15 protein-coding genes and 1 riboswitch are annotated in these 19,579 nt (G+C 53.8%); of the genes, 5 read left to right on the top strand and 10 right to left on the bottom strand.

Translation table 11 applies throughout. The features are described from left to right. Window positions 1-9: 9 nt before the first annotated feature. Together GW579_RS19395 and GW579_RS19390 are read right to left on the bottom strand one after the other, a co-directional pair. A complete protein-coding gene (locus GW579_RS19395) occupies window positions 10-915 on the bottom strand; it encodes an aldose 1-epimerase (protein ID WP_165061231.1) in 906 nt (301 codons plus the stop codon). 12 nt (window positions 916-927) lie between these two features. Further along, complete coding sequence (locus GW579_RS19390; protein WP_165061229.1) at window positions 928-4,182, bottom strand: DUF5107 domain-containing protein; 3,255 nt, start codon at window positions 4,180-4,182, stop codon at window positions 928-930. Window positions 4,183-4,291: 109 nt separating this feature from the next. On the opposite strand from GW579_RS19390, the gene GW579_RS19385 reads away from it, so the two are divergent. Both GW579_RS19385 and zur read left to right on the top strand, forming a co-directional pair. Continuing rightward, window positions 4,292-5,488: an ROK family transcriptional regulator gene (locus GW579_RS19385; RefSeq protein ID WP_165061227.1), complete on the top strand. Its 1,197-nt coding sequence runs from the start codon at window positions 4,292-4,294 to the stop codon at window positions 5,486-5,488. A 99-nt stretch (window positions 5,489-5,587) separates the two neighbouring features. Further along, the gene (gene zur / locus GW579_RS19380) at window positions 5,588-6,097 is read left to right on the top strand and encodes a zinc uptake transcriptional repressor Zur (protein ID WP_152327434.1); all 510 of its coding nucleotides are present in this window, start codon (window positions 5,588-5,590) and stop codon (window positions 6,095-6,097) included. Window positions 6,098-6,292: 195 nt separating this feature from the next. Here the strand turns inward: zur and GW579_RS19375 are convergent, their stop codons facing one another. The 3 genes from GW579_RS19375 to GW579_RS19365 form a co-directional block, all read right to left on the bottom strand. Then, window positions 6,293-6,502, bottom strand: a complete 210-nt coding sequence (locus GW579_RS19375; RefSeq protein WP_101074856.1) for a CsbD family protein — start codon at window positions 6,500-6,502, stop codon at window positions 6,293-6,295. 389 nt (window positions 6,503-6,891) lie between these two features. Continuing rightward, window positions 6,892-7,500, bottom strand: coding sequence for a transcriptional repressor LexA (lexA, locus tag GW579_RS19370; RefSeq protein ID WP_047605531.1), 609 nt, complete (start codon window positions 7,498-7,500; stop codon window positions 6,892-6,894). 119 nt (window positions 7,501-7,619) lie between these two features. Then, the gene (locus GW579_RS19365) at window positions 7,620-7,988 is read right to left on the bottom strand and encodes a diacylglycerol kinase (RefSeq protein WP_152327435.1); all 369 of its coding nucleotides are present in this window, start codon (window positions 7,986-7,988) and stop codon (window positions 7,620-7,622) included. A 127-nt stretch (window positions 7,989-8,115) separates the two neighbouring features. On the opposite strand from GW579_RS19365, the gene plsB reads away from it, so the two are divergent. Continuing rightward, complete coding sequence (plsB, locus tag GW579_RS19360) at window positions 8,116-10,599, top strand: glycerol-3-phosphate 1-O-acyltransferase PlsB (RefSeq protein WP_152327436.1); 2,484 nt, start codon at window positions 8,116-8,118, stop codon at window positions 10,597-10,599. Between the two features lie 86 nt (window positions 10,600-10,685). Here the strand turns inward: plsB and ubiA are convergent, their stop codons facing one another. The 4 genes from ubiA to pgi form a co-directional block, all read right to left on the bottom strand. Continuing rightward, window positions 10,686-11,552 carry a 4-hydroxybenzoate octaprenyltransferase gene (gene ubiA, locus GW579_RS19355; RefSeq protein WP_193333198.1) on the bottom strand — a complete coding sequence of 289 codons (867 nt, stop codon included), beginning with the start codon at window positions 11,550-11,552 and terminating at the stop codon, window positions 10,686-10,688. Between the two features lie 41 nt (window positions 11,553-11,593). Continuing rightward, the gene (gene ubiC / locus GW579_RS19350) at window positions 11,594-12,133 is read right to left on the bottom strand and encodes a chorismate lyase (RefSeq protein WP_165061223.1); all 540 of its coding nucleotides are present in this window, start codon (window positions 12,131-12,133) and stop codon (window positions 11,594-11,596) included. 89 nt (window positions 12,134-12,222) lie between these two features. Further along, on the bottom strand, window positions 12,223-12,630 hold the full coding sequence (gene psiE, locus GW579_RS19345) for a phosphate-starvation-inducible protein PsiE (RefSeq protein ID WP_095924316.1): 408 nt from the start codon (window positions 12,628-12,630) through the stop codon (window positions 12,223-12,225). A gap of 249 nt (window positions 12,631-12,879) precedes the next feature. After that, entirely contained in the window at window positions 12,880-14,526 is a 1,647-nt protein-coding gene (gene pgi, locus GW579_RS19340; protein WP_165061220.1) for a glucose-6-phosphate isomerase, read from the bottom strand. Window positions 14,527-14,754: 228 nt separating this feature from the next. Further along, window positions 14,755-14,943, top strand: a riboswitch (Lysine riboswitch). 109 nt (window positions 14,944-15,052) lie between these two features. On the opposite strand from pgi, the gene lysC reads away from it, so the two are divergent. Together lysC and panS are read left to right on the top strand one after the other, a co-directional pair. Then, window positions 15,053-16,441, top strand: a complete 1,389-nt coding sequence (lysC, locus tag GW579_RS19335; protein WP_152327440.1) for a lysine-sensitive aspartokinase 3 — start codon at window positions 15,053-15,055, stop codon at window positions 16,439-16,441. A gap of 93 nt (window positions 16,442-16,534) precedes the next feature. Further along, window positions 16,535-17,452: a ketopantoate/pantoate/pantothenate transporter PanS gene (panS, locus tag GW579_RS19330; protein WP_165061217.1), complete on the top strand. Its 918-nt coding sequence runs from the start codon at window positions 16,535-16,537 to the stop codon at window positions 17,450-17,452. Between the two features lie 63 nt (window positions 17,453-17,515). On the opposite strand, the gene GW579_RS19325 is transcribed toward panS, so the two are convergent. Further along, window positions 17,516-19,168: a Na/Pi cotransporter family protein gene (locus tag GW579_RS19325; RefSeq protein WP_152327442.1), complete on the bottom strand. Its 1,653-nt coding sequence runs from the start codon at window positions 19,166-19,168 to the stop codon at window positions 17,516-17,518. Window positions 19,169-19,579: the final 411 nt, after the last annotated feature.

Here is a 19,579-nt window from a genome sequence, read left to right as displayed (position 1 = left end):
ATTCCTCCTTCAGGCATGTTCGTCGCCGCACAGTGCAATACACTGCAGCGACATTTGCTGTGTCAGGTGAGCGCCCGGAGATAAAACCGTCAGCGAGCCACCGCCCGGCAAATGATGGTCATTTGCCGCATGGGTCATGGGTTCAATGCAGAAAAAATCGTGCTGATAGCCGGGGTCGAAACGGGTATCTGACATAAACAGGAAATACACCGGGCAGGCCGGTTGAGTGGTCAGCCGTAATTGCTGTCCGGCATCCGGCCAGACGATATCAGCCGAACCATTCCAGCCGGAAAATCCATTATTCACCCAGCGGCGCGGCAAGGGCTGGGATGTACAAAAATCCAGATCAGCGGGCAAATTTTGATGATGTTTCCCCGCCACACATTGCGCCTCTTCCTGCCAGTAACCCGAAGCGACAGCCTGCAAACGGGTGGACGCCGTCAGCGGGAAAAACGGATGCCAGCCCAGTCCGAAAGGCAGTGCATAATCGGCCAGATTGGTGACGGTCATCGTCACCTCCAGCCGGTCGCCGGCGAGCAAAAAACGCTGTTCGGCGCGATAACAATAGCTGTCGCTGTGATGCTCAAAAGCCAGGGTCATTGACTCCGCGCCCTGAAAAATACAGTCCCACTCCGCCAGCCAGCCATCGCCGTGCAGGTAATGCGCATCGGCGGTATTGGGCGACAAACAGTACGTTTTCCCTTCAAAGCTGAACGCATTCCCTTTCAGCCGGTTGCCGAACGGCACCAGCGGAAAACATGCAGACTGCGCCGCGGGTGTTTCGTCACTGAGCATGGCCGGGCGCAGCAGCGGAAAATCCCCGCCGGAGCGTCTTGCGCTAAGCTGTAAAATCGTGCCGCCCGAAGACGACACAGTCAGCGCAAGGTGGCGGTTTTCCAGAGAACAGAGCGGCATGATTTTCTCCGGTTAACAGTCAGGCAGTTGCGAGAAGAGATGCGCTTTCGCACAGGACGGATCCAGCGCAAAAATCTGTTGCAGCACATCATCGGAACCGTCGTCGTTCACCCCGCGTAGCGCCAGCGCTTTCACCAGCAAACAGTGGATGCGATGGTCTTTCTGACGGTCGCCGGTCAGCACCACCAAATCCGGCAATGACACAGCAAAGAAGTCGTCGGTGACCGGCTGTGTTTCCGCACTGGCGGCCCATTCCAGCATCTGCGTGAAGACCTGACGACTCCGGGCCGGATCGTTAAGTTTGCGCAGCGCCATTCCCTGATAGAACAGATAATCGACCGGCTGATCGTTGTAATAGCGCCGCTCGCCCATGCCTTTATCACCGGCCGCCGCGCGCTCAAACCACGCCTGCGCCTGCTTATGCTGCTGTAGTTTTTGCGCGCAGACGCCCAGCCAGAAACAGATGTCATTGTCGGTCTGCCCGACCAGCCGCCCTTCGCTGAGGTTATGCGGATATTCCAGCGCCGACAGCAGCAAAGCCTGCGCTGCAACTGCGTTTCCGGCATTCAGCGCTTCAAAGGCCAGCAGCTGTTTATTTATCAGATATTGTCCGGTGATCCGCCCTTCGCCACCTTCCCACGGATGGAACTGCCGGTCGGCCAGAAGCGCTTTCGCGGGCTGTAACTGACCGCTGAGGTTATACAGGCCGAGCAATTCGGCGGTCAGATCGTCACGTTGTGTCGCCACCGGCAGTAACTTCTCCAGCCGCGCGAGACGGATTTGCGGCGGGACACCGGCCAGCCGGTTCAGCAAATCAGATTCAAATAACAAACGCGCATCCTGCGGCTGTAACCGACAGGCTTCTTCAAGACAGCGGCGCGCTTCGGCGGCATCGTGCTGGTGGTTCCACGCATAAATTCCCAGCCCGCGCCATGCATCGGCGAAGTCTGGTTCAAGCGTCAGACAGCGCTGCCAGCAGGTCACGGCGGCAGAGGTATTGCCTTTGCTGTAATGGAAAGAGGCCAGAAGATGCAGGGCAAAGGCGTCATCGGGGAATGCACCCAGCAGGCGAACTTCCGCCAGCCATTGCGGGAAACGAACCCTGTCCGGGAAAACGCGCCGCGCCGCCTGACACAAGGCTTCGCGCCCTTCGTCCTCAAGGCTCGCACGTAAATACAGCGGCAGTGTTTCCTGACTGTCGAGCACACGCAGGGCTTCCCGCGCCAGCAAATCCTGCCCGCACTCCTTAAGTTGGATGGCGATATTCATGGCATTTTCACCACGACGCCCGGTAACACGGTGCAGCTCAGTCGCAGCGCCGGTGTCCGGCGCAAGGTGATAGCGTAAAAAATGCAGAAGGTAGTGAAGCGGATATTGCTGCAAATGTGTGTCGATAAACGGACGCGCATCCTGCCCGCTGAGGCACAGCAACAAAGCTTTCAGGCCAATCAGCCCGTAATGATTAGCCTGCGTCGCCAGCCCCTGCTCACAGAAATTCAGCGCCTGCGTGAACTGCTGGCGGCGGGTCGCAATCTGCGCCAGCCCGAAGTACCCGCCCGGTTTGGCGTTACCGCTCCATATAGCACGGTAATAACCGTCAAACGCGGCATCAAAATCGTCGGTTTGTGCCAGCGCACTGGCGCGGATCAGGCTCGCCAGGCCGCATTGCGGATTCTTATTCAGCCGGTGCGCACGGCTCAGTGCGGCATCCGCCAGAGTGACAGCCTGAGAAAAATTCGCCCGGTTGTATTCCAGCGTCGCCAGCGCCAGATTGCAGCGATAATTCAGCGGATCGAGCGCCACGCCGCGCCGGTAGTAGTTCTCTGCGCCCTGACTGGCGTGGTTATACTGCTCAAGATGCTGGCCGATAAACCAGGCTTCATCGGCAGAAGTAACCTCCGCCGCAGGCAACGGCGCGGTTGCCGGCGAGGGCAGCGGCATTTCTTCGGCCTGATGCTCCTGATAGGTCAGCAATTCAGCACCCTGTTTATCCAGCAAACGTAACCGCAGGCGCGCCGGAAATTCGCCGCGCAGCTCGCCCTGAATCACTTCGCCCGGTTGCAGGTTTATCGCGTCTTCGAACACAAGTTCGCTGTCCTTCTCACCGGCGATTTCCAGTCGTGCGGCCTGCAACGGACTGACGGCGTACACGCCCCACTTGAGTGTATCTCCGTGACGTTCAAGCTTAACTACTGCCTGCTCAGAAGCATTCTGCACCGTACCTAACCCGCTGTAAGGCAGGAAGTTTTGCACAAAACATTTCTCTTCATATGCATCCAGCCAGGTGAAGTCCGGCTGATTATCGGTGAAGACGCCGGTCATCAGTTCGATGTACGGCCCGTTGTTGTCAGTGAGATTTCTGTCCCACGCACGGCCAAAATCGCAGTTCCCCCACGTCCACTGTTTTTTGCCCGGCGAAACATGATGGTCGGCGATGTGCAGTAATCCGCCCTGCTGATCGTGGTCATACGCGCCGACAAAGTCGTAGTCAGATTTATCCGCCATGTATGAAGTCGGCACCGGGATGTTTTTGTAGCGCGAGATATCGGTGCCTGCCGAGTAATCCACTTTATAGTAAGTGCCGGTGGCTATCGGGAATGACGAGACGTCGCGTTTGCCGTGATCGAAAACCGCGGTGACGTCCGGCGGGAATACGCTCTGATGACCGTCGCCGCCGGTGACCGCGGGGTTCGCCCACCACAGGAAATGGCGCGGCGTTGGATTGCCGTTGTAAATTTTCGCGCTGATTTCCAGCAACGCTTTGTCCGGATACACCGTGAAACCGGTCATCACCTGCAAACCGCGCATCGGCTCAACCTCGCCCATCCAGACCGTTTTCGCGCCGTTTTCCTGCTCGGCAATCGTGAAGTCTATAGGCATAAAAGTGGTCGGGCGGTGATGTTGCGGCCAGTTAAATTCAATGCCGCCGGAAATCCACGGCCCGAGCAAGCCGACCAGTGCCGGTTTCACGACTTCGTTGTAATAGACAAAATCACGCTGTTTTACTTTGTCCCAGGCGCGATGTACACGCCCGCCAAGCTCGGGTAACAACATGATTTTGATATAATCATTTTCCAGATACAGCGCCTGATAGGTTTTCATGACTTTCTCACCGGTCAGCGTATCGGTCACGCCGTACGGATAGACCGCGCCGGACGAGCCCTGATACACCCGGTGCGCCAGAAACATCGGGTGCGTGTCCTGTTTCCCTGTTAACCAGGTCGGTAAATCCACCGCTTCCTGCCAGACTTTTACTGTTCCGCTCATGATTTGTCCTCAATACGTCATACCGAAATATCAATTTCGAGAGTCTACGCAACGTACAAAAGACGCGGATCCGCTACGGTCACGCAATTCAGTAAACGGGGTTTAGTAAATGCCGATGGAAGGATTGAACAATCTGCGGGTACGTCAGTTTAATAAGCAGGTGCTGATGACGTTGCTTTACCGGGAGAAAAATACCAGTAAATCAACGCTGTCGCGGCTTTCACATCTGTCGATCCCGGCTATCAGCAAGATCCTTGATGATCTGCAAAACGACGGACTGATCACCCATAATCCGGTGAATTTGCATTCCCGCGGGCTTGGCGGAGGAAGTTATCAGGTCGCCACGGATGACAGCACGATCTTGTGCATGAACATCACGCCTTATCGCATCGAGAGCATTCTGGTGAACCGGCTGATTTTGCCGCTGAGCGGCTACCAGCTGACGGATATTGCGGTCAAAACGCCGGAAGCGATGCTGGCGCAGATCGAAGCCTGTTTTCATCAGTATCGGAAGAAATTCCCCGGCCTTAAAATCCGGCTGGCACTGGCGATCCACGGGCAGGTGAATCCGACTACTGGCGTGTCTCAGCGCATGCCGCAGGCACCGTGGACCGGCGAAATCGAGATTAAATATTTGCTCGAAGAGAAGTTGCAAACCGAAATCCTGATGGATAACGACTGCATCATGCTGGCGCTGGCCGAGAAGTGGCAGCACGCGAACGACCAGCATGATTTTTGCGTGATCAACGTCGATTACGGCATCGGATCTTCTTTCGTGATCAATCAGCAGATTTATCGCGGCAGCCTTTTTGGCAGCGGGCAACTCGGGCACACGATTGTCGATCCGCAGGGCAGCCGCTGCGCCTGTGGTCGCTACGGTTGCCTGGAAACGCTGGCTTCGCTGTCGGCGCTGAAGAAAAAAGCCCGGCAGCTTATCGTGGCAGAGAATCCTTTGCAGCCACCACGCACACCGGGCACGCAGGAGCTGATTGACCGGTTTCATCAGGGCGACGCGGCACTTTGCGCGCAGGTGATGGAGGGTGCGCGGGCGCTGGGACTGAGCCTGTATAATTTCCTCAATATTTTGAACATTAACCGTATTTATCTGTACGGTCGCAGTTGCGGATTCGGCGACGTCTGGCTGAACGCCGTCCGCGCACAGAGCGGGCTGAACCCGTTTGACAGAACCGATCATGTCAAAACGCAGGCGACACACATTGCGCCCGGCACGCTAAGCCGCGAGCAGCAAATTATGGGTATTGGTTACCTGTATGTGGAAAAAGCGCTGGAAGGTATGGCGGGCTGAGCGGCGCATAATTCGTCGATCTGGCTGAAGCATGATAAAATTAAGAATGGCTGCATGATGTGGCCTATTTATCCCAATCTGCGCTCAGAGAATGTTGCTATGACCCTGAATAATCCGGAAAAATTACTTTCACAAGCTGAAGAACTTTGCCAGCAGCGCAATGTTCGTCTTACACCGCAGCGGCTGGAAGTTTTGCGACTGATGGCGCAACAACCCGGTGCGATCAGCGCCTATGACTTGCTGGATCTGCTGCGCGTCAGCGAACCACAGGCCAAACCGCCAACGGTTTACCGGGCGCTGGATTTTCTGCTGGAACAAGGGTTTATTCATCGGGTTGAATCGGCTAACAGCTATGTGCTTTGCCATCATTTCGAAGAGCCGAGCCACACTTCAGCGCTGTTTATCTGTGACCGCTGCGGGCTGGTCACGGAAAAAACCACAGACGGCATTGAAGAACGTCTGGCGAAACTGGCGCTTGAATCTGGTTTTGAGTTGCGTCATTCGGTCGTTGAAGCACATGGCTTATGTGCCGAATGCAAAGTTGTTGAAACCTGCGACAGCCACGATCATTGCGAACACGACCACAGTATTGTGGTAAAAAAACGCTGAGAAATCAGGTGTTTTTGATGGAATTTCAAAAGGCGTAAAGCGGAAGGGTTTTAACGCAGCTGAACGGATAATTTAAGGTGTAGAAGGAAGATGTTGAAGGTTGGGTACATCCTTGTACCCGTATCCTGAAAGTGTTCCGGGTAGGAGCAGCAATAACTCAGGATACGTCACTGATACGCGAGGGGGAGTCGCGTGTTACCAGTGATATTTGTTTTTCGATTCCCAATCCTTGAGCTCTTTCTCGGCCTGATCCTTCTGATAGCCATATCGCTCCTGAATCTTACCTACCAGCTGATCACGTTTACCTTCAACGACTGTCAGGTCGTCATCAGTCAGCTTACCCCACTGTTCTTTCACTTTCCCTTTGAACTGCTTCCAGTTACCGTCGGCTTGGTCCTTATTCATGATAAATATCTCCTGTTACCTTGGGTTGTGGAGCTGCACGTTTGCTGGCAGCCCGTCCTTAACACTTCAAAGCTTAGTAGAGAATGCGGATTCGTCTTCCCAAAACAGGGATAAAAACCACTATTAGGATTAATCCAAAGCAGGATATAACGTGGAATTGGAATCTGTCTGACTGAAAAAGGCCGGTAATTCAGAGCACAGAGAGTGCAAATCCGGTATTTGCTCTAAACAGGTAACACAGCGGATAACACGTGAGAAAAAGGATTTTATCGGGAAAGTTTATTAGCAGCTTCAAACAATATCGCCCCAAAACGGGGCGATGAGATACTGATATTTACAGGCGCGTCAGAGGCGGCCAATGCACCTGCAACGTAGAACTTAAGCGCAGATTAGATCCAGTCGCCGTTGCGGATAACGCCAACCGCCAGACCTTCAATGCTGAAATTCTGTTCACGCAAATCAACCACAATCGGCTGGAATTCGCTGTTTTCAGGCAACAGCTGAACAACACTGCCCTGTTTCTTCAGGCGTTTGACCGTGACTTCATCATCAATACGCGCAACGACAACCTGCCCGTTACGGACGTCCTGCGTTTTGTGTACTGCCAGCAGGTCACCATCCAGAATACCGATATCACGCATCGACATCCCGCTGACGCGCAGCAGGAAATCCGCACTCGGTTTAAACATGGCCGGATCGACCTGGTAATGTCCTTCGATGTGCTGCTGAGCCAGCAGCGGTTCACCGGCGGCAACGCGGCCAATCAGCGGTAAACCTTCTTCTTCTTCCATCAGCAGACGAATACCGCGCGAAGCACCGGAAACGATCTCGATAACGCCTTTACGCGCCAGCGCTTTCAGGTGTTCTTCCGCCGCGTTCGGGGAACGGAACCCCAGACGGGATGCAATCTCTGCGCGGGTCGGTGGCATACCGGTGGTGGAGATATGATCGCGAATAAGGTCGTAGACCTCTTGTTGTCTGGTCGTTAAAGCTTTCATTCCGCCCCCTGGTTGTTTATACAGTCTTGCTGTGAGTATATACAGCTAAACGGGCAATGAAAACCTAAGATTGAATAAAAACAGGGCATAACGATAATTCCTGGAATACAGGTTCCAGATCAGAACCATCGCGGCCAAAAGATGCTGACCCAGACAAAAATCGCCAATATGATGGTCAGAAGTACGGCGGCGGAGCCAATATCTTTCGCACGTCCAGACAGGACGTGAAACTCAGGCCCGATGCGGTCAATCGCGGATTCAATGGCGCTGTTAAGCAGTTCAGTCACACACACCAGCACGACGGAGCCAATCAGCAGGATACGTTCTATACTGCTGACATCCAGCCAGAAAGATAACAAAATTAGCGGGATAGCGACGCTGGCTTCCTGGCGAAAAGCCGCTTCATTTTGCCATGCGGCTTTCAATCCTTTCCAGGAATATCCGGCTGCTTTATAAATTCGGGTAAATCCGGTGACTTGGTTCGCCATTTCGGGTACTGATCCTTAGAGTGTTTGCAGCATTTTAGCTGTTATATGGTATCGCATCACCACAGATCTCATCTGAGCTTTCTGGTATCCTTGCGGCGAAATTGCTAACAAGAGGCTTCACGTTTTTATGTCAGGTTGGCGTAGACTTTATTACACATTATTGAATTTACCACTCTCATTGCTGGTAAAGAGCAAGGTCATACCTTCAGATCCGGTTACCGAGTTGCATTTAGACCCGACGCGCCCGATTTTGTACGTATTGCCTTATAACTCCAAAGCAGACTTGCTGACGTTGCGTGCGCAATGTCTGGCCGAGAATCTGCCCGACCCTCTTATTCCGCTGGAAATCGACGGAACCCTGCTGCCAAGCCATGTTTTCATTGCTGAAGGCCCGCGCGTATTCTCGTATTACACGCCGAAGCAGGAATCCGTAAAGCTGTTCCACGACTATCTGGATTTGCATCGCAACAATCCGGATTTAGACATTCAGATGCTGCCAGTTTCCGTGATGTTTGGTCGTGCGCCAGGCCGGGAAGGTCAGGATGATACGCCGCATCTGCGCGTGCTGAATGGCATCCAGAAATTCTTCGCCGTGCTGTGGCTCGGACGTGACAGTTTTGTTCGTTTCTCTAATACCGTTTCCCTGCGCTATATGGCGACGGAACACGGTACAGACAAAACTATCGCTCAGAAACTGGCACGCGTGGCGCGCATGCATTTCTCCCGCCAGCGTCTGGCGGCAGTCGGCCCGCGCCTTCCAGCTCGTCAGGATTTATTCAATAAGCTGCTGGCTTCCAAGGCCATCGAAAAAGCGATTGAAGACGAAGCCCGCAGCAAGAAAATTTCCCATGAAAAAGCCCAGCAGAATGCTATCGCGCTGATGGAAGAAATCGCGGCGAATTTCTCTTATGAGGCCGTGCGTCTGTCGGACCGTGTGCTGAGCTGGACGTGGAACCGCTTATATAAAGGTATCAACGTCAACAATGCTGAGCGTGTCCGTCAGCTGGCGCTGGATGGTCAGGAAATTGTGTATGTGCCCTGCCACCGCAGTCATATGGACTACCTGCTGTTGTCTTACGTGCTCTATCACCAGGGGCTGGTGCCGCCGCATATCGCTGCCGGTATCAACCTGAATTTCTGGCCAGCCGGTCCGATTTTCCGCCGTCTGGGCGCGTTCTTCATTCGTCGTACCTTTAAAGGCAACAAACTCTACTCCACCGTTTTCCGTGAATATCTGGGCGAGTTGTTCAGCCGTGGTTATTCGGTCGAATACTTTGTCGAAGGTGGTCGTTCACGCACCGGACGCCTGCTGGAACCCAAAACCGGTACGCTGGCGATGACCATTCAGGCCATGCTGCGCGGCGGTTCACGTCCGATTACGTTAGTGCCGATTTACATCGGTTATGAGCACGTGATGGAAGTGGGGACCTACGCGAAAGAATTGCGCGGTGCGACCAAAGAAAAAGAAAGCCTGACCCAGATGCTCAATGGTCTACGCAAACTGCGCAACCTTGGCCAGGGTTATGTCAATTTCGGTGAACCGCTGCATCTGACTACGTACCTGAACCAGAATGTGCCGACCTGGCGTGAAGCAATCGATCCTATCGAAGCGCAACGTCCAAGCTGGCTGACGCCAACGGTGCAGGATCTGGCAGAGCAGATCATGGTGCGTATCAACAACTCAGCGGCAGCCAATGCCATGAACCTGTGTTGTACGGCGCTGCTGGCATCGCGTCAGCGCTCACTGACCCGCGAACAGCTGATCGAACAAATCGACTGCTATCTGCAATTGCTGCGTAACGTACCCTATAACGCGGATTCGACCGTGCCTGATCTGAGCGCCGATCAGCTGCTCGATCACGCGCTGAACATGAACAAGTTCCAGGTCGAGAAAGACAATATCGGCGACATCATCGTTCTGCCGCGCGAACAAGCGGTGCTGATGACGTATTACCGCAACAACATCCACCATATGCTGGTTCTGCCGTCGCTGATTTCAAGTATCGTGATGCACCACCGCCATGTGAGTCGTGCTGAATTGCTGCGTCAGGTAGAGCTGATTTACCCGATGCTCAAAGCTGAACTGTTTATGTATTTCGATAAGTCAGAGCTTCCGCAGGTGCTGGATGTCCTGACGCTGGAACTGGCTCGTCAGCAAATCATTCATCTGGAAGACGACGAACTGACGCTTAACCCGGCGCGTATCCGCACGTTGCAGCTGCTGGCCGCAGGTGTGCGTGAAACGCTGCAACGCTACGCGATCACCTTCTCCCTGCTCACCAATAATCCAAGCATCAACCGTGGTGCGCTGGAAAAAGAGAGCCGGATTATGGCGCAGCGTTTGTCCGTACTTCACGGTATCAATGCGCCAGAATTCTTCGACAAAGCGGTGTTCTCGACGCTCGTCGGCACGTTACGCGCTGAGGGCTATATCAGTGACAGCGGTGATGCGATTCAGGAGCAAACGCGAGAGATTTACATCATGCTCAGCGATTTGATGACGCCGGATATCAAGCTCACCATTGAAAGCGCAGGTATGCCTTCGGAACTGCCGCAACCTACAGAACCTCCGGCTGAGCCTAAAATGGACGTGCGCGATACCGATCACTGATTGACGTTAAAATCATTGCGGTAACGCCATAAAGCAAAACGCCCGGGCTTATAAAAAGACCGGGCGTTTTTTATTGCCTGAAAGGCTCAGAAGCTGAAAGCAGATAAACTCATCAGAATGCCAAGGAACAGCACCAGTCCGACATAGTTGTTCTGGCGAAAAGCCAGGAAACAGGCGTCACGCTCGCGTTTAGCAATCAGCTTTTGCTGATGCACAAACAGCGCAGCGGCCAGCAGCAGCGACCAGTAGAACGGCGCGCCAAGCTGGGAAAGATGGCCGACAATGCCCATCAGTATTAACGTCGCCAGTTGCAGCAGGCCGATAATCAGCGTGTCAAAACGACCGAACAGAATCGCTGTCGATTTCACACCGATTTTCAAATCATCATCGCGGTCAACCATGGCGTATTGCGTGTCGTACGCCACCGTCCAGCAGATATTAGCGGCAAACATCAGCCAGCAGCTGAGCGGTACGCTTTCGCTCACCGCCGCATACGCCATCGGAATGGCCCAGCCAAATGCCGCGCCCAAAACCACCTGAGGCAAATGGCTGACCCGCTTCATAAACGGATAAATCCATGCCAGCGCCAGCCCGGCAAGAGACAGCAAAATCGTCATGCGGTTAAGCAGCAGAACCAGCAGGAACGAAACCAGCACCAGCCCGGCAAAAAGCATTTTCGCCTGCTTACCGGAAATCGCACCGCTTGGCAGCGGACGGTTCGCGGTACGTTTGACATGACCGTCAAATTTACGGTCGGCGTAATCATTCACCACGCACCCGGCAGCGCGCATAAAAAACACGCCCAGCACGAAAACCAGTAAAATCTTTGCCGAAGGCATTCCGCCACCGGCCACCCACAGCGCCCATAATGTGGGCCATAGCAGCAACAGCGAGCCGATCGGTTTATCAATACGCATCAGGCGGCAGTAATCACGCCATGTGCCCTGAGTCATACTTCCTGACACTCTCTGCTCTCCTTGTTGATTAGTCTGGCTCATGCCTTACTCACTTTGCCCTCGGGGCGATGTACCGGCGAGTCTGGCAGGAAAATTTCAGTCAGCAGCAGGGGTTTATCTGACAAACGCAGGCGGGAACGACGTGCCCATAAGTCACCATTTTCACTCTGCAATTGCCCTAAATGAATGTAATCGCGGGTCAGGTTATTGCCGCTGAAAAGATAGCGTCCAAGCGGGACGGTGCCTAAATCAACCAGCGCCAGATCCGGTCCGGTCAGCGTTTCTTCAGGGATGACCGTGCGGCCCAGCAGCCAGGGTTCGGCATCGCCAAACAACACAATTTCGCGGATCCAGTAACGGGCACTTTCAGGTAACTGCTGCGCTTCACTTTCACCCAGTTCCCCCCGGCTGACAAAACATTCGTTTTGTGGCTTTACGGTGACGGTAACACCCTGCTTTTCAAACCGGCGGGTCATGGATCCCATTTCCATCAGCCAGTCGGCAACATCCGCAGGGACCTGCGAAGGGTCGTCAAACCAGTGGATTGGGGATTGTTCAGAGGAATGGGAATCAGACATCAACGGCTCCGTAATGAAGGTATTCATACCTCCAATGAATTATCTGCCCCGCATTCTAGCGCATGAATGCGGGTCAGTAATGGCCTGTTTTATTCGCGACGCAGACGTTCGCCGTTTGCCAGGAACAGCGTTACGACCAGCACGAGGATCGCACAGGCGTAAACCAGCGTGTCATAAGGACTTTTATGGTCGACGATAATCAGGCGGATAATTGCGGTGATACCGATATAAATAAAATAGCGCAGCGGAAAGTGATAACCCGAGGAAAAGTATTTGATAATCAGCGCAATAAACTCGAAATAGAGGAAGTAAATCACAATCCCCTCTATCAGCAGATACGACGAAGACTGGTCGTTATTAACGAACAACACCATCGCCAGATGATAGGTTTCGCGCCCGATAAAAATCATCAGGATCGCGGCCAGTCCCAATAAGAAAACGTTCAAGATTCGCTGCATAATGACGGATATCATCATTGCGCGTTTTGATCCTGCCATGTGATCTACATCCCACTTTTGTTATGAATACCCGCAGAATACCACAGAGTCTGTGCCGGAAAAGCGGCATTAAAAAGGGCCAGCCCGTTGAGGCTAACCCTTTTATTTAGAAATATTTCGACCTGTCCCTCTAAATCATTCGGGCTGGATCAAGGCGGCAAGGGAACGAAACCCGGGAGCTTACATAAGTAAGTGACCGGGGTGAGTTCACGCAGCCAACGCTGAAACAACCTGAAGGATGACGGGGGATTAGCGCCAGTTTTTGAAGCGGTTAATCAGACCGTTAGTCGAGCTGTCGTGGCCGGTCACATCTTCGCTGCCTTCCAGTTCAGGAAGAATACGGTTCGCCAGTTGTTTACCCAGTTCCACACCCCATTGGTCGAAGGTGTAGATGTTCAGGATTGCACCCTGAGTAAAGATTTTGTGCTCATACATCGCAATCAACGCACCCAGGCTGTAAGGCGTGATTTCGCGCAGCAGGATGGAGTTGGTCGGACGGTTACCTTCGAACACTTTGAACGGCGCAACGTGTTTAACGTCTTCCGGTTTTTTCCCCTGATCGGCGAATTCTTTCTCGACGACGTCCAGAGATTTACCGAATGCCAGCGCTTCTGTTTGTGCGAAGAAGTTAGACAGCAGTTTCGCGTGGTGATCGCTTAGCGGATTATGGCTGATAGCTGGCGCGATGAAGTCACAAGGGATGATTTTGGTGCCCTGATGAATCAGCTGATAGAACGCGTGCTGGCCGTTGGTACCCGGCTCGCCCCAGATGATCGGGCCAGTCTGGTAATCCACCGGATTGCCATTACGGTCAACGAACTTACCGTTTGATTCCATGTTGCCTTGCTGGAAGTAAGCAGCAAAGCGGTGCATGTACTGGTCGTATGGCAGGATAGCTTCAGTTTCGGTGCCGTAGAAATCGTTGTACCAGATGCCGATCAGCGCCAGCAGAACCGGCAGGTTTTTCTCTGCCGGAGTATTGGCGAAGTGTTTATCCATCGCGTGAGCGCCGCTCAGCAGTTGTTCGAAGTTATCAAAGCCAACGGACAGGGCGATAGACAGACCGATTGCGGACCACAGTGAATAACGGCCGCCGACCCAGTCCCAGAACTCGAACATGTTGTCGGTGTCGATACCAAATTCACTCACCGCTTTACCGTTGGTCGACAGTGCCGCGAAGTGTTTCGCTACATGCTTATCGTCGCCCGCGGTTTTCAGGAACCAGTCACGCGCGCTGTGGGCGTTGGTCATAGTTTCCTGAGTGGTGAAGGTTTTTGATGCCACCAGGAACAGCGTGGTTTCCGGTGACAAATCTTTCAGCGTTTCGGCGATGTGCGTGCCATCCACGTTGGAGACGAAATGCATATTCAGGTGGTTTTTGTACGGACGCAGTGCCTCAGTCACCATGAACGGGCCAAGGTCTGAACCGCCGATACCGATGTTTACCACATCAGTGATGGCTTTGCCGGTATACCCCTTCCACTCACCGCCGATAACGCGTTCGGTGAAACCTTTGATTTTCGCCAGAACCGCATTCACTTCCGGCATCACATCCTTGCCGTCCACGACGATTGGCGTGTTGCTGCGGTTACGCAGGGCAACGTGCAGCACCGCGCGGTCTTCAGTACGGTTGATCTTCTCGCCAGAGAACATCGATTTGATGGCGCCCTGAAGGTCAGTTTCTTTGGCCAGCGCCTGCAGTTTGTCCAGCGTCTCTGTCGTGATACGGTTTTTAGAGAAATCGACCAGCATCTGGTCTTCAAACGTGGCAGAGAATTTGGAGAAACGATCACCATCTTCAGCAAACAGATGGCTAATCTGCACATCTTTCATCTTGTCGAAATGCTGCTGCAGGGCTTGCCAGGCAGCGGTCTGAGTTGGATTGATATTTTTCATAGCAATGCTCTTAGGCTGAGAATAAATATGAGGTAACTGTCCCGATTGTATCCTGAAGTTCCCGAGATGAGATGCCTTTTCTTGCGATAGGTCAGATCTGCTAAATCACAATGACAGAGAACAATATTAGATGACAATCGTTCAAAATGTGGCGTTAGCGGCCTGTTGCCGTTGACAGAAAGGCGAGAACCCGTTATTCCTAAGCACCTAACTCGCGCGCGTGTCGCGTGAGCCAGAAGAGGCGCGTCGCCCAGGAAGTGTATCGGAGGAACCGAAATCCTGCGAGGGTACATCAGGGGGAGCGACGCCGAGGTCTGAAGCCTTCGGCAGGCATAAGATCGGCTACAGGGGCTGAATCCCCTGGGTTGTCACCGGGCATCCTTGAGGATGTCGACAAGGTGGAGCGCTTCTGGGTGTATCGTAGCATTTCTACGTCTGCCCCCTTCCCGCTCTCCCCTTGTGCCAATTCTTAGAGTTTATGGAATAGATGGCCGTCTGGTATGACGACCCTGACACGAGGTTTTACATGAATTACGCAGCAACCCGCAACGCCAACCCGCAGCCTCTGGGCAACGTTATCGTCGCCAAGTTCGGCGGTACCAGCGTAGCGGATTTCGACGCCATGAATCGCAGCGCAGATATCGTTCTGTCGCGCCCTGAAGTGCGTCTGGTTGTTCTCTCCGCCTCTGCGGGTGTCACCAATTTATTAGTCGAGCTGGCCGAAGGCAAAGAAGCTGAGCGCCGGGCGTTCCTGCTTGATGAAATTCGCCGTATCCAGAATGCCATTATCGACCGTCTGGACAATCCGACGGTGATCCGCGAAGAGCTGGGCCGCATGCTGGAAAACATCGCTATGCTGTCCGAAGCCGCCAGCCTCGCGACATCAACGGCGCTGACCGACGAACTGGTCAGCCACGGCGAGCTGATGTCTACCCTTCTGTTTGTTGAAATCATCCGCCAGCGCAACGTGCCGGTGGAATGGTTCGACGTGCGTAAAATCATGCGCACCAACGATCGTTTTGGTCGTGCAGAACCGGACACACAGACACTGAGCGAGTTAACCGTTTCACAGCTGCAACCGCGCCTGCAGGACGCGCTGGTGATCACGCAGGGCTTTATCGGCTCTGAAGGCAAAGGCCGCACGACCACGCTGGGCCGTGGCGGCAGCGATTACACGGCGGCGTTGCTGGGTGAAGCGCTCAGCGCTGTTCGTGTGGATATCTGGACCGATGTACCGGGGATTTACACCACCGATCCGCGGCTGGTTCCGGCAGCAAAACGCATTGATCGTATCGCTTTCGAAGAAGCCGCTGAAATGGCGACCTTTGGCGCGAAAGTTCTGCACCCGGCCACATTACTGCCTGCGGTACGCCGCGGTATTCCGGTGTTTGTCGGCTCGAGCAAAGACCCGTCGGGCGGCGGCACGTTAGTGTGCGATACCACCGACAGTCCGCCGCTGTTCCGCGCAATTGCCCTGCGCCGCCGGCAAACGCTGGTCACGCTGCACAGCCTGAGCATGTTGCATTCACGCGGTTTCCTCGCCGAAGTGTTTGGCATTCTGGCACGTCACAGCATTTCCGTGGATCTTATCACCACGTCAGAAGTCAGCGTGGCGCTGACGCTGGATACCACCGGCTCCACCTCTTCCGATGCCAGCCTGCTGACCACTTCGCTGCTGACAGAATTATCCTCACTGTGCCGCGTGGAAGTGGAAGAAAATCTGGCGCTGGTCGCTATTATCGGCAACAAGCTGTCGCAGGCCTGTGGCGTTGGCAAAGAAGTGTTTGGCGTGCTGGATCCGTTCAACATCCGCATGATTTGCTACGGCGCAAGCAGCTACAACCTGTGCTTCCTGGTGCCGGGCAATGATGCCGATCAGGTCGTAAAAACACTACACCGCAACCTATTCGAATAACGACGGGCGCGGTATCTGAAAAGACCGGGCCATGTGCTCGGTCTTTTTTTGTCTGTACCTTTTGCAAAACAACAAAGACAAGGATCATCCTCAATGTTAGCCAAAATAACCCGCCTGTTCCCGCTGTGGGCTGTGCTGTTATCCGTCGCGGCCTATTATTCGCCCGGCACGTTCACCCCGATTGGCCCGCATGTTTCCACCCTGCTGATGCTGATTATGTTCGCGATGGGCGTTACCCTCGAATTCGGTGATTTCAAACGCGTGTTGTCGCGTCCGGGCCCGGTCGCCGCCGCCACTTTTTTGCACTATCTGGTGATGCCGCTGGCCGCCTGGGTGCTGGCGAAACTGTTCCATATGCCACCTGATTTGTCCGCCGGGATGATTTTAGTCGGCAGCGTCGCCAGCGGCACTGCCTCTAACGTGATGATTTACCTCGCCAAAGGTGACGTTGCGCTGTCCGTGACGATTTCTGCCGTCTCTACGCTGGTCGGTGTTTTCGCCACACCGTTGCTGACGCGTCTGTACGTTGATACGCATATCAAAGTGGATGTGGAAGGCATGCTGCTGAGCATTTTGCAGATCGTGGTTATCCCGATTTTATCGGGTCTGATTATTCATCATCTGTTCACCAAAACCGTGAAACGCATCGAGCCGCTGCTGCCGCTGTTTTCCATGGTGTGTATCGTGGCGATAATCAGCGCCGTCGTGGCCGGCAGTCAGGGCTTTATCGGTTCCGTCGGCCTGATCGTGATTGTGGCGGTGATTTTGCACAACGGCATTGGTCTGCTGAGCGGTTACTGGGGCGGGAAGCTGTTCGGGTTTGACGAAACCACCTGCCGCACGCTGGCGATGGAAGTCGGGATGCAAAACTCAGGCTTAGCGGCGACGCTGGGGAAAATCTATTTCACCCCGCTGGCCGCACTGCCGGGCGCACTGTTCTCGGTCTGGCACAATCTTTCCGGCTCGTTGCTGGCCGGTTACTGGTCGGGTAAACCGGTTAAAAAAGACTGATAAGCCAAAAAAACCGGACGCATCGTTCGCGTCCGGTTCATTGTTTATACCCGACCCAGAAACTCATACCCGCTTCATATCATCGTTATTTTCACGCTGTTCATCTTCCTGCTCATCCTGATCCAGCACGTTATACGCCACCGCACAGAACAACGAGTTAAGACGTTTCATATCGCCCAGCAACCCAAGGTGCAGCGAACTGGTTTCGATACTTTGCACGTTATGCTGATGCAGGCGATCGACGTGGGCGTGCGCATAGCGCCGGTCAAGAATACGGAAACGGTGTTTGGAGCGGCGCAGACGACGTGCGCTGGTCAGGTCGTTCGACAGGAAAACCCCCAGACTCAGACGCAGGTTGTCGAGCAATTTCTCATGCAATGCTTCCAGCTCCACCAGCCCTTCCGGTGAAAATGCGCGGCGTGTGGCGTGAGATTTGGCGGTGATATCGCCGGTCATGCGCTCGATAATGTCACCGGCCTGTTCCAGGTTCAGTGCCATTTCGATGATTTCCGCCCAGCGGCGTGAATCGTCTTCGCCCAGCCCTTCTTTGTTGATTTGCGCCAGATACAGTTTGATGGCGGTATACAGCACATCGACATCGTCATCGAGACGCCGTACCTCGCGATCCTGCGCCAGTTTTCCGTGCATTACTTCCCGGTTGAGGATCAGCATATGTTCCACTACATCGCCCATACGCAGGGTTTCGCGGGCGGCATTGGCCAGCGCCAGCGTCGGGGTATCAATCGCGCTGACGTCCAGATGGCGCGGACGCAAACGCGGATCGTCTTCCGGCACATCGGCAATCATCAGCTGACAAATCTTCGCCATCGGCGCGGTCAGCGGCACCATCGCCAGACAACGGATCAGGTTGTAGAACATGTGAAAATAAATGACCAGTTCTTCATCCGGTATGCCCAGACGCGCCAGTTGCACGGAAAGCGGCCCGACAAACGGCAGCACAATCACTAAACCAATGAGTTTGAACAGCGTGCTGCCCAGCGCCACGCGGCGACCTGCTGCATTCATTTTACTGGCGTTGATCATCGCCAGCAGCCCGCTGCCAAGGTTTGCGCCAATCACCAGACACAACGACACTTTCAGCGAGATAACGCCGGTCGCCGCAAGCGTTGCCGTCAGTAACACCGCCGCCAGGCTGGAATAACTGATGATGGCAAACACTGCGCCGGTCAGCGCATCCAGCAGCACATCGCCGGTCAGAGAAGAGAATAAAACCTTCACGCCCGACGCCTGCATAATTGGCGTTGCCGCGCCCACAATCAGTTCCAGCGCCAGTAAAATCAGGCCAAGCCCGATACAGACGCGCCCCATCTGCCCGGCGCGGGTTTGCTTACGGCTGAGGAAAAAGGCCACGCCGACGAATATCAGCAGCGGAGAAAGCCAGGAGAGATCGAAGGTCAGAATACGCGCCATCACGGCGGTCCCGACATCCGCGCCGAGAATAATCACCAGCGCCGGTGCCAGGGCAACCAGCCCCTGTGACACAAACGACGTTACCAGCAGTGCCGTCGCATTACTGCTTTGCACCAGTGCGGTCACGCCAATACCAGCGACAAACGCCAGCGGCTTTTTCTCCACGCTGTTACTCAGAACACGGCGCAGATTGGCGCCAAAAACGCGCATGATGCCGGTACGCACGATGTGCGTCCCCCATACGAGCAAAGAAATAGCAGACAAAAGATGCAAAAGGGTTAACACGAACGAGAAACTCCTGTTATTTCCGGTACCCACCGGTTTGTGTTGGATTCCGATGAATCAGAATATTTGAGCTTTCCTGCTTAACCTGACTCATCATCTGCCACATCTAACTGTAGACTACGCACATTATTGAGGTAAACAAGTCCGTCATACCAAAGCAGATGTTTAGCGTTTTCTCTGTTTTATTATTTAAATCATCAAACTATAGAGACATGAATAACAATTTTCAAAATCCTGTTTGATTAGAAAATTTATTCCCTCTAGACTGCCTGCAAGAAAACACCACTCCTCTTTTTTTCATAAAATAAAAAAAACTAAACAATTAACATGAACACCTAATTCATTAGCATCAAATTCACCTTACATTCATTTAATGGGGTATTTACAACGACAACTCATTAATTACGCCTA

The sequence above is a fragment of the Rahnella contaminans genome (assembly GCF_011065485.1).
Lineage (GTDB): Bacteria > Pseudomonadota > Gammaproteobacteria > Enterobacterales > Enterobacteriaceae > Rahnella > Rahnella contaminans.
Note: the sequence above shows the minus strand (reverse complement) of the source record. Positions and strands in the feature narration are given on the sequence as shown.

Coding starts and splice junctions, on each gene's coding strand:
- GW579_RS19395 (WP_165061231.1), bottom strand. CDS start 915: ATGCCGCTCTGTTCTCTGGAAAACCGCCACCTTGCGCTGACTGTGTCG.
- ubiA (WP_193333198.1), bottom strand. CDS start 11,552: ATGACTCAGGGCACATGGCGTGATTACTGCCGCCTGATGCGTATTGAT.
- psiE (WP_095924316.1), bottom strand. CDS start 12,630: ATGGCAGGATCAAAACGCGCAATGATGATATCCGTCATTATGCAGCGA.
- GW579_RS19385 (WP_165061227.1), top strand. CDS start 4,292: ATGCCGATGGAAGGATTGAACAATCTGCGGGTACGTCAGTTTAATAAG.
- plsB (WP_152327436.1), top strand. CDS start 8,116: ATGTCAGGTTGGCGTAGACTTTATTACACATTATTGAATTTACCACTC.
- panS (WP_165061217.1), top strand. CDS start 16,535: ATGTTAGCCAAAATAACCCGCCTGTTCCCGCTGTGGGCTGTGCTGTTA.
- GW579_RS19390 (WP_165061229.1), bottom strand. CDS start 4,182: ATGAGCGGAACAGTAAAAGTCTGGCAGGAAGCGGTGGATTTACCGACC.
- lexA (WP_047605531.1), bottom strand. CDS start 7,500: ATGAAAGCTTTAACGACCAGACAACAAGAGGTCTACGACCTTATTCGC.
- GW579_RS19365 (WP_152327435.1), bottom strand. CDS start 7,988: ATGGCGAACCAAGTCACCGGATTTACCCGAATTTATAAAGCAGCCGGA.
- ubiC (WP_165061223.1), bottom strand. CDS start 12,133: ATGTCTGATTCCCATTCCTCTGAACAATCCCCAATCCACTGGTTTGAC.
- lysC (WP_152327440.1), top strand. CDS start 15,053: ATGAATTACGCAGCAACCCGCAACGCCAACCCGCAGCCTCTGGGCAAC.
- GW579_RS19375 (WP_101074856.1), bottom strand. CDS start 6,502: ATGAATAAGGACCAAGCCGACGGTAACTGGAAGCAGTTCAAAGGGAAA.
- zur (WP_152327434.1), top strand. CDS start 5,588: ATGACCCTGAATAATCCGGAAAAATTACTTTCACAAGCTGAAGAACTT.
- pgi (WP_165061220.1), bottom strand. CDS start 14,526: ATGAAAAATATCAATCCAACTCAGACCGCTGCCTGGCAAGCCCTGCAG.